The following is a 10,345-nucleotide window of genomic DNA, read 5'->3' as shown; positions in this document are numbered from 1 at the left end:
ATACCACCGAAATACAAACAGGCTTTAATAACGCAACCTTCTACTTTCAGCGTCAATTAAAAATGGGTGTATTACCATGGTGCTCCAGCTTCTTACGAAAACCTTCTGGCGAGAGAGTATCATCATGTGTTTCCTCAGGCTTGGCTGAAAGAAAAAGGCTGCAAAGACTATCAGATTAATAAAGCCCTAAATTGCGCGTTAATTTCATGGCGAACAAACAGAAATATTTCAGCAAAGACGCCATCTGATTACGTCTCTGAGAGAATGGAGGCTTCTTCTCTTGGTAAACCTGAAGTTGAAAGGCGTTTAGAATCACACTTAATACCTGTCTCGGAGTTAATGGATAATAACTACGAAGAATTTTTGGATCAGCGAGCCACTCTAATGAAAAGAGTGGCCGAAAAACTTTGTAGCGGTCAAATCGTTGAGGGTAAGCTCTAACACAAAGCACTGGGACGCAGCAAAGCTGCGTCGGTGTTTTAGGCTGTTAACCGCAACTACCACTAGTGTTTACGCGGCTAGCACTACTGACTAAGCCGTAGCAAATTATCGCAAATCACTGCCGCCGCGATACCCACATTGAGTGACTTTGCCTCACCAAAGGCCGGAATGGTAATCTTGCGGCTGATGACTTGTTCTAACTCTGCGCTGATGCCATTGGCTTCGTTACCCAATCATTTTAATGGATTCGATGCCAGAGGTACTATGGTGTTACGGTACACATTAACAGGTGGCACATATTTTGCTCACTGGGATAACAATGTACTAAATACCATAAAAGTAACTTACGGCTACTAATACCAAACGAGGGCAAGGGATGATAGTCAATACTGAGAAACTGAACTTTGATACTGGAAAAGCAAACGCTAAAGAGCAAGTAGGCGTAGCACCTGCAAACAGCAGTAGGGCTCCAGAGGCCAACACTTCTCATTCTGACATTGGACTTAGTCAGAAAGGGCAAAGTTTAAACTCTTTGTATAAACTCTCGCTAAGTGCAGCGAAACAAACCCCTTCCCCAGTCTATATTGGCACAAAAAAAAGAGTTGAATTACTTGCTGAATCAGTCAACGAAATAGCCAAACAATCAGAATATAAATACACACCTGATGAAATTAAAAGAGTGATAGATGATATCACAGTAGATATGAATATCGTCGACATACCACCGGGAGATGTAAACGCAAATAGTGGCTCAGTCTACGCATTCCTTAACAGTGATGATAAAAAGAAGCTAGCTGACGCTTATCAGTTTGCATTAGACAATAATACCAGTTTAGACGATGTGCGTATTGCCGCTTTTAGCTTGGGGAGAGCCAGATACATAGAGGCTAAAATCAACTCCGGTACAACCTGGGCAGTACATGAACTAAAAGAAAACTCGAAGAATATGGAAACCGATGATGCAGAAGCTTCAGATGTAAAAAATTTATCACCTAGAACTGATTCTGATTACGTAAAATCTCTTTTTGAGCAGTTACATAAAGGCCTGCTATTTTTGTCAAACCCATATCTAAGAACCTCATTGTTTCAAGATGTATCATCATCGATGCTTTTGAACCAACTTCCGGCATTTCTCAAACAAAATGCATGATTTATAAGTTAGAGGACCTCAGGGTCAGTAACTACCAACACTAGTGTTTATACCGCTATTACTACTGACTAAGCCTTAGCAAATTATCGCAAATCACTGCTGCCGCTATACCGACATTCAGTGACTCTGCTTCGCCAAAGGCCGGAATGGTAATCTTGCGGCTGATAACCTGCTCTAACTCTGCGCTGATACCATTGGCTTCGTTGCCCAGCACGATAAAGCCGCCATCTGCTGTCAGTTGTAACTGATGCACCGACTCGCCACCGAGATAAGCACCGTACACCGGCAATTTGCTTTGTGCCAGTAGCGGCTGCAGGGCCTGGTAATGCAGCTGCACCCGTAAAAACGAGCCTTTAGCGGCGGCGATAACCTTGGGGTTGTAGCAATCGGCGGTGTCCGCCGAGCAGACAATATGCTTAATGCCGTACCAGTCGGCAATGCGGATAATGGTGCCTAAATTACCCGGGTCGTTAATTTGATCCAGCACCAGCACAAAGCCGTGGCTATGCGGCACAAAATCGCTGTGCGCCGGCATTTTTACTACCGCCAGTGCGGCGTCGTTACTGGCAAAAGTACCTACCTTTACCAGCTCATCACTGCTGCATGGTTGCACCAGTGTTGCGGCTTTTACCTGCTGCGGATACTGCTGCAAGAACTTTTCTGTCGCGAACACAGCGTCAACCTGCCAGGTAGAGGCCAGTAGTTCTAATACGGCTTTTTCGCCTTCAACAAAAAACAGCTGTTCGGCTTTACGGTATTTCTTTTGCTGCAACGAGCGGATTAGCTTACTCCACTTTTGGCTGATCATTTAGCGAATACCTGCTTACCGTTAACGTAGGTTTGTTCTACTTCTACCTGCCACAACTGCTCGGCCGGGATCTGATAAATATCGCGATCGACCAGAATAAAGTCGGCCCAGCTGCCGGGTGCCAGCGTGCCCATGCTGGTTTCCTGAAAGGCACCGTAAGCGGCATCAACGGTAAAAGAACGTAGCGCTTCAGTTAAGCTGAGCTTTTGCTCGGGTAGCCAGCCGCCTTCTGGTTGATTGTTATGATCTTGCCGGGTAACAGAAGCGTGAATGCCGTGAAAGGCATTGGCCAGCTCGACCGGAAAGTCGGAGCCGCCGACAATAATGCTGCCCTGATCGACAAAGCTGCGCCAGGCATAGGCACCACGCAGCCGCGCCACGCCTAAGCGATCGCCGGCCATATTTTTATCTGAAGTGGCATGCACCGCCTGCATCGCCGGTAACACCTGCAGTTTGGCAAAGCGCGGTATGTCTTTTGGCGACACAATTTGCGCATGTTCAATTCTGTGCCGGCTTGATGCGCGTTTAGCTGCCGGTACCAATTGCTCAAAGCGGTCCAGCACTAAGCGGTTGGCTAAATCGCCGATGGCATGCACATTGGTTTGAAAGCCGGCATCAATGGTTAGCTGCATAATTTGCGTTAACTGATCCGGCTGGGTAACCAGCAGGCCTTTTTGCGCGGGCTGATCGCTGTAGGGCTCGATAAGGGCTGCGCCACGGCTACCCAGGGCACCGTCGCCGTAAATTTTAACCGAGCGGATATCGAGATAATCTGTCGGGTCGTCAATAATACCTGCTGCCAGCCACTGTGGCAGCTGCGGGTCACGCGCCGATAGCATAGGGTAAATACGCAGCGGCAGTTTTTGCGCGGCCGCCAGCTGCTGAAACAGCTTAACGGTGCTGGTGTCGACGCCGGCATCATGCACGCTGGTAATGCCCAGCGCCAACAAGTGGGCAAAGGCGACGTTAAGCGCGCGCAGCGTGTCGTTTTCGTCCGGTTCGGGGATATGTTGCTCTACCAACGTCATGGCATTGTCTATCAGCACCCCGGTCGGGTTGCCCTGGCTGTCGCGGATAATTTCGCCGCCGGCCGGATCTATCGTCTCGCGGGTGATACCAGCCAGTGCCAACGCTTTGCTGTTCGCCCAGCCGGCGTGGGCATCGATACGTTTCAGGTATACCGGTTTGTCGCTGATGGCTTCATCGAGTAAGGCGGTGGTTGGAAATTGTTTATCCGGCCACAATACCTGGTTCCAGCCGCGGCCGATAATCCAGGGCGCGTCTTTATTGGCCTTGGCAAACTGTGCTACCCGGCTTACCGCATCCTGCTCGCTGTCACTGCCGCGCAGCTCGGCTACCGCTAAATACTGCCCCAGCCCCAATATGTGGCCATGGCCGTCAATTAAGCCCGGCAGCACCGTTTTACCCCTGCCGCTAAGCTTAGTGGCTTGCGGATACTGCGTTAACAGCGCGGCATCGCCACGCGCCAGTACTTTGCCGCTGGCATCGTCAAATACCAGTACACTGAATGGCTGTAATTGACGCTGGTTATCAAAGCCGTAGCCTTTGATGTCTGACAGCACAACAGGGGCGGCGCTAACACTGTTGGTAAAAAGGCTGCTGGTGAATAACGCACAAACTAAGCTGGCAAAGCGCAACATAAGGTATTGTCCCGGTTTGGTTTTGCCGCCAACTATAGCAATAAAACCCCGCCGGCGGAATCCGGCGGGGTGTTTAGCCACTTAAGGCTGGGCTTCATAGCCGCTGATATCGCCAATACCGGCCGGTAACAAGCCTTTTAGCATGTCGGGCGTGTAGGCTGCCGCATCGGTCCATAGCAGCCAGTCAATATCGGCCAGATAACTGCTGCTGCCGGCATCACCGATTTGCAGGTAATTGTCGGTATTGTTGCTGGCCGGGCGCATAGTAACGCCGTCCAGTTGCAGCAGCGGGGTATTGTTGCCGGCAACGTACAGCGCCACGTTACCTGTGGTGGGCGACGTTAACACCAGAGTAAAGTGGTACACCCTGAACTGGCTCATATCCAGCGGATCGGGCTCGTTGCCTTTGCCGGCGGTAATGGACGAGCCATTGTTGGCATTTTCCAGCTGTACGCCGGCATTATTACCGTCATTGCGAAACACAATTTTAAGCCGGCTGGTGGCAGAAGTGGCGGCGCTGTCGCCCAGTGCAATTTCAGTTTCCAGCACCCGGTTGCCGCCGGCATTACCTTTAATACCCATTAGCAGGGTAAAGGATTTCGGATACACGCCATCGGCGGCTACTACATTATCCAGTTTGGCCCGGCTGCGATCGGCTCCGCTGGCGGTGCTGTCAAACGTTACCGTGCCATCACCGTTGGCGCTAAACAGATTGGGTTCATCAACGCCGCCACTTTGTTGTGCGGCAAAGGCGGTTTGGCTGCCATCGGGCAGGGTTACCGCATTGGCCGCAAAGGGTTGCAGGCTGGCGTCATAGCTGCCCCAGTTTACATTAGTGGGCGGCTCGACCGGATCGACCGGCACTGGCTCAGGCTCTACCGGTTCTGGCTCGGCCGGTTGCGGTGCAGCGCACAACCCCGGGCTGGGCGGGGTATCGATAACGCCGACACCGGCATAAGCCAGCACGGTGGCTTTAACATTGTGCACCGGCAGCAGGCTGGCGCTGTAGTCATAAGGTACGCTCAGCTCGCCGGTAGACTGGGCGTTTTCACCGGCGACGACGCCATCGGCCGGGCTGTCCTGCCAGCTGATGTTGTCAAAAATATTGTCTATCAGCTGCCAGAAGCCGACTTCCTGGCTGTATAGCGACATCACCGGGTTTTTCATATCAGCAAAATGGTTATGCTCGATGCGGATCACCGCACCCATGCGGCTGTTAATACCGCTTTCCAACGCGCCGTCGTAAAAGTTATTGTAGATATGGCCTTTGCCAAAGCGGAATAACGGCAGCCGTGAATTAACGTTATACCAGTGGTTATGGTGGTAGGTTAGCGTGCGGTCAAAGTTATCGCTGTCGGATGAGCCCACCAGCGAGGTTTTCCAGCTGTGGTGGAATTTATTAAACGAGATAGTAATAAACTGGGCGTCACCTTTGGCATCAACCAGACCGTCGTAATAGTCTTTTACCTGATCTTCGGTCAGCGTCGGGTCGTCAACGGTCAGGCTGTTGTAAATCTCGTTGTGATCGATCCAGATATTACGCACCGGCCCTTCGATACTGATACCATCGCCCGGTGCGCCCTGGTTTGCCCGCACATGGTGAATACGCAGGTTACGGATAATAATGTTTTCGGCCCGCACTATGTTAAAGCCAATACCGGCCATTTCACCCTGGGTGCCCAGGCCAATAATAGAAATGTCTGACACATCTTTAATATCAATACGGGTATCTTTGGCATTTTGCAGGTTAATACTGCCATTAACCCAGATAGTCAGCGGCCGCTGCGGGTCTTTATTTTTAATGGCACTGATCATCTCTTCGCCGGTGCAGACCGTCACTTCAACTTTGTTGTCACCACTGCCGCCGCTGGTACCGCCGTTTTCACTGGCATAGCCGTACACGGTGTCTAAATCGGTCAGGTTTATTACGCTGGTATCGGGTTGTGGTGCCGGGGTTTCAGTGCCGGTGTCCGGTACTGGTAACGGCTCGTCATTGTTGCTGTTGCAACCAAGCAACACGCTGCTGCCCAGTAACACTGCCAGAAGAGTTTTATTAAACATGCTTTAGCTACCCTTTGCTAGGGGTGCTGCCGGTGGTATTGCATAACTTAACCAGACAAGACACCCTGTTGATTTTAAATAGTTATTTTTATAACGCAGCGGGATATTATGGTTTGTCTACCGGTGGCATTTTTTCTGCGCACTGCGGCAAAGTTTGCTTGCTGCCAGCCTAGTTATGGCTGACAGCGCTACAGTGCAGCAAGTTGTATGGTTAAAATCAGCCGGTTTTTCAGCAGAATGTTCGTATTTGAACCAAAAGCCCGCTTCGGGGCTGATGGTTCAAGTGGCGGGGTTGCCTAAGTTAGAAGCTACCGCGTATGCCCAGCGCCAGCTGAGTGCCAAACCGCTCCAGATAGTTCACCTGATCTTCGCGTTTAACATAACCCCAGTAGCGGCTGTTGGTTAGGTTGGTGGCTTCAACAAACAGGCTGAGTTTGGGCATAATGTCGTAGCTGAAACTGGCATCTAACTGGCCGTAGTCGGCTATCCAGGATGCGCCGCCCCAGTCTTCCGGGTTGGTGACAAACTTAGAGCGCCAGTTATAGGCTAACCGGGCCTGCACGCCATATTGCTCGTAATACAACACGGCGTTGTAGGAGTTTTCGGACATGCCCTGAAACGGCAGATCTTTGGCTTTTAACGCCGGCTCATCATAGCTGCTGTCAACATAGGTATAGTTAAGCTGAAAACCCAGACCGTTAAACGGCTCGGGTAACCAGTCCTGCAACGATTGTTGCCAGGCCATTTCATAACCCGTTACGCTGGCGCCATAGTCGCCATTTACCGAGGTGGTGACCAGATACTGGGTACCGGCCACATTGGCGGCATATTTACCCTCAGTGACAAATGACTTGATATCTTTTACAAAGATACCGCCGCTTAAGGCGCTGCTGTCACCGTAATACCACTCCAGAGTTAAATCAGCCTGCCTCGCTTCTTCCGGCTTCACGCCGGGGTTGCCCATTGCCAGTGTTGGTAAGCCCTGCTCACGGCTGGTAAAGTTAGGCGCGGCCCAGGAGCGGAGATAATACAGCGCCGGCCGGCTGAGAACGTCGGCAGCAGAAAGGCGCAGTAGTAAGTTATCAGCCAGGTTAAGTTTAAAGTTCACACTGGGCAGCACATTGCGGTAGCTGTCGCTGTAGCTGACCGGCAATACCTGACGCCAGTCGTTGTTAACCGGTTGGCCTTCACTGTCCAGTGTTACTTTGCTTAAATCGTAGCCAAAGCCACTGGAGGTAACATCGGTTTGGCTGGCGCGCAGGCCAAAATTCAACATATACGGCAGGCCAAACATCTCCTGCTCTATGGTTAGCTCAATAAAGGCGGTGCTGACTTCTTCTGCAACCTGATAGCTGCCGGCGCGGTTTTGTACTGCGACGATGCTTTTATCGGCGGCTTCGGCGTTCAGGCTGCGGTAATAGGCCAGCAGTTTGTCGTAATCAAAACTGGGCCAGGGCGCCGGCGATGTGCTGTTTTCACCGTCAAGAAAGTTATCAAAATTGGCCGGTACAAATACATCGGCCGGAATTTTAAACAGTTCAAACTCGCCTTTGCTAAACACACTGCTGTTATCGAAACTATAGCCGTCGCGCGTCAGGTAAAAACCACCGCGGCTAAACTGGCTGGGGTTGGCTGAGGCAAACTGGCTCTGGCTTTTTGTTTGTTTAACATAGTGCAGGCCGGCATCAATTTTACTGACGATACCCGCCAGTGGCACATAATTGGTTAGCAGCTTCAAATCGGTGATTTTGTCATCGACGCCGGTACCGGAGTTATAACTGTAGTGCGCGCCGTAATCCTGCTCTGCCGTCAGGCCGGGGCTTATCGTCACATCAGGCAGCATATGGCCTGTGCTGTAATCGATATCGATAGCATCGACAAAGCCACGGGCGACAATAAAACGGTTATCGCCGGCGTTTTGGTTTTTCGCTTCCGACAAAGCAGCATCCAGTGTAACTGACCACTGCGGGGTTAGCTGATACAGCGCATTAAACCCCAGCTGATAGGTATCGGTTTTACGCGGGCTGCTGATATTCAGCAGTTCTACCATGGTATTTTCGCCGGTCTGGCGCATTTTTATGACCCGGTTTAAGTCGTCAAACTCGGCGTCGCTAAACAAGGGCGTGCCGGGTGTCCAGTCTTCATCGTAATTAACAAAGCCTATTTGATAACGGTTACCGTCGGTGTTGTAGCGCGAATACAAGGCATCAAAATTTAAATCCAGCTTGTCGGTCGGGCGCCATTGCAGTGCCAGGGTAGCGCCTAAGCGTTCGCGGATATCCTGCGCATTGGCAAAATACATATAGCTTGGGATCTTAGAGGCAAAGGTTTCATTGTCATCAATTACGCCGTTGTTGTTGTGATCTACCGGCACGCCGGCGCTGTCGACACCCCAGCCTTCATCTTCGTCAAAAAAACCGGATGCAGAATAGGTATCGGCACGCAGGGTTTTACGTGAATAAACGGCAGAGAACAGCGCACCAAAGCTGCTGTCTGCCGTTTTATCACCGATAATCAGCGACGCATGCGGGTGTACGTCTTCAGTGCGGGATTCATAAATGCCCTTGACCGAGGCCGCTATAGTGCGGCCGTCCAGCTGCAGCGGTTTGCGGGTTTCAATATCAATAACGGCGCCAATGCCGCCTTCCGGCAGCTGGGCTTGCGGAGATTTATATACCTTAAGTACGTTTACCAGCTCAGAAGCGATGGTGTCGAAGTTAAAATCGCGGCCGGCAAATTCAGACGCCAGTTTACGGCCATTCAGCGTGGTAACGTTATAGCCGCCACCTAAACCGCGCACCAGTATATTTTGGCCCTCGCCGCCATTACGGGTAATGGTAATGCCGGGAATACGCTGCAGTGCTTCGGCCAGATTTTCATCCGGAAACTTACCTATATCGTCCGCCACCACCAGATCAACCACACTGGTGGCGTTTTGTTTTTGAAATAACGATTCTTTAATGCTGCTGCGGATGCCTGATACCTGGATGTACTCAACTTCCTGTTCAGTGCTGGTGTCGCTTTGCTGCTCGGCGCTGACCTGAGCGCTAAGTGCCAGGCTGATGGCCAGGCTGAGTATGGCTGGTTTTGCTGTGATGCTGTTCATTGTTCCCCCGCTATTGCTGTTAGTACGGCTATTGCCATTTTTTATTTTTCATCGAAAGCAAATGAAGGGTTAATTGCTTTCTTGTATTTACTTATAGCGCTAAAATTAGACAATGATCAACAACGAAGTGCAAAAAAACTTTTATTTATTTTCGAAATGCGGCATGCTAAGGTAAAGTGAAAGTGATGTCAGCCAGGCGAAAGCGACGAACAGCCTGTGTTAGCAGGGCTGGCTGCCCTGGGGTAGAGCGAATACTGGTTTCGAAAGCTTTTGAAAGCTAAAGCCACATGGTATGTTCGGCACAGTGAAAGCAAACTGACGGAAAATTGCATGGACATGTTAAATACCATTGAACGGCAGCAGGAAATTGTCCGGCTGACGCAACAACAGGGCAAGGTGGCGGTAAAGCAACTGGCGCAGCATTTTGCGGTGTCGGAGGTCACCATTCGCAGTGATTTAGCGGTGCTGGATCAGAAAAAACTGCTGGTGCGCTCCCGCGGTGGTGCGCTGATTAACAGTGAGCTAAGCCGCGAGCTGTCACTGAAAGAAAAACGGCATTGTTACTCGGCCTTAAAGCAGCAGTTGGGTCAGGCGGTGGCAGCGCTTATTCATGATGGCGACAGAGTGATCCTGGATTCGGGCACCACCACCCAGCAGGTAGCAGCCAATTTAAGCCAGCGTCGCGATCTGATAGTCATGACCAATGGCCTGAATATCGCCATGGAGCTGGCGCAGTCTGAAGACGTCGAAGTGATGTTAACCGGCGGCCTGCTGCGGAAAAAATCGATGTCATTTTATGGCAGCGTGGCAGAGAAAAGTTTGCGTGATTACAACTTTAACAAGTTGGTGTTGGGGGTAGACGGCTTTGATTTACGCGCCGGTTTAACCACCCATTTTGAGAAAGAAGCCAGTTTAAACCGGCTGATGTGTGAAATAGCCAACGAGATCATTGTGGTAACAGATTCGTCCAAATTTGAGCAGCAGGCCTTTCATGTGATTTGTGCCAGCCGGGCGATCCACACGCTGGTAACCGACAGCGGTATACCAGAGCACTATGCCGAAGAATTAACCAAACAGGGTGTGCAATTACACCTGATAGATAAAACAAACTTGTAACA

General features: G+C 50.7%; 7 protein-coding genes. 2 read left to right on the top strand and 5 right to left on the bottom strand.

The window, feature by feature from the left end:
* Window positions 1–524: 524 nt before the first annotated feature.
* Window positions 525–674 carry a TrmH family RNA methyltransferase gene (locus MN202_RS16725; protein WP_335737282.1) on the bottom strand — a complete coding sequence of 50 codons (150 nt, stop codon included), beginning with the start codon at window positions 672–674 and terminating at the stop codon, window positions 525–527.
* A 143-nt stretch (window positions 675–817) separates the two neighbouring features.
* Here MN202_RS16725 and MN202_RS16720 point away from each other — a divergent pair, with 143 nt between their 5' ends.
* Window positions 818–1,591, top strand: coding sequence for a hypothetical protein (locus tag MN202_RS16720; RefSeq protein WP_335737281.1), 774 nt, complete (start codon window positions 818–820; stop codon window positions 1,589–1,591).
* Window positions 1,592–1,652: 61 nt separating this feature from the next.
* Here the strand turns inward: MN202_RS16720 and MN202_RS16715 are convergent, their stop codons facing one another.
* From MN202_RS16715 to MN202_RS16700, 4 genes are all read right to left on the bottom strand, one after another.
* A complete protein-coding gene (locus MN202_RS16715; RefSeq protein ID WP_335737280.1) occupies window positions 1,653–2,399 on the bottom strand; it encodes a TrmH family RNA methyltransferase in 747 nt (248 codons plus the stop codon).
* The gene (locus MN202_RS16710) at window positions 2,396–4,141 is read right to left on the bottom strand and encodes an amidohydrolase (protein WP_335737279.1); all 1,746 of its coding nucleotides are present in this window, start codon (window positions 4,139–4,141) and stop codon (window positions 2,396–2,398) included. Before MN202_RS16710 ends, MN202_RS16715 begins: the two co-directional genes overlap by 4 nt.
* The gene (locus tag MN202_RS16705) at window positions 4,142–6,121 is read right to left on the bottom strand and encodes a pectate lyase family protein (RefSeq protein ID WP_335737278.1); all 1,980 of its coding nucleotides are present in this window, start codon (window positions 6,119–6,121) and stop codon (window positions 4,142–4,144) included.
* Window positions 6,122–6,422: 301 nt separating this feature from the next.
* Complete coding sequence (locus tag MN202_RS16700; protein WP_335737277.1) at window positions 6,423–9,227, bottom strand: TonB-dependent receptor; 2,805 nt, start codon at window positions 9,225–9,227, stop codon at window positions 6,423–6,425.
* A gap of 330 nt (window positions 9,228–9,557) precedes the next feature.
* Between MN202_RS16700 and agaR the strand changes: the two genes are divergently transcribed.
* Window positions 9,558–10,343 carry a transcriptional repressor AgaR gene (agaR, locus tag MN202_RS16695; RefSeq protein WP_335737276.1) on the top strand — a complete coding sequence of 262 codons (786 nt, stop codon included), beginning with the start codon at window positions 9,558–9,560 and terminating at the stop codon, window positions 10,341–10,343.
* Window positions 10,344–10,345 lie beyond the last annotated feature (2 nt).

This window comes from Rheinheimera muenzenbergensis, assembly GCF_036984005.1.
Classification (GTDB): Bacteria; Pseudomonadota; Gammaproteobacteria; order Enterobacterales; family Alteromonadaceae; genus Alishewanella; species Alishewanella muenzenbergensis.
This window is presented reverse-complemented; position numbering and strand designations above follow the sequence as displayed.